The 326-nt window shown below is 70.2% G+C and carries 1 protein-coding gene; it reads left to right on the forward strand.

The genetic code is table 11. From position 1 onward, the window contains the following. Nucleotides 1-311: response regulator (locus OR16_RS38790; protein WP_043423113.1), on the forward strand; the 311-nt coding region annotated here is incomplete at its 5' end. Nucleotides 312-326: the final 15 nt, after the last annotated feature.

Genomic DNA, 326 nt, shown 5'->3' on the forward strand with positions numbered 1-326 from the left:
CGCTGATGGAAGCGTGGGGCATCCAGGTCGCCTGCGCCGCGCACGGCGCGGATGCCGACCGCCTGTTCCTACAGGGGCTCAAGCCGGACATCATCTTCTGCGACCTGCGCCTGCCTGGCAGCGAGAACGGGCTGGACCTGCTGGAGCGCTGGCAGAACACCCAGCCGCAAGCGCGCAGCGCGCTCTTGTCGGGCGACCTGAAATCCGCCGCGCTGGCGGCGGCCGAGGAGGCAGGCTACTTCGTGCTGCCCAAGCCGGTCGATCCGGCCGCGCTGAGGCTGCTGCTCCGGCGCTGGCTGCGGCCCGCCTGAGCATCGCATGAAAAA

It is taken from the genome of Cupriavidus basilensis OR16, assembly GCF_000243095.1.
Lineage (GTDB): Bacteria > Pseudomonadota > Gammaproteobacteria > Burkholderiales > Burkholderiaceae > Cupriavidus > Cupriavidus basilensis_D.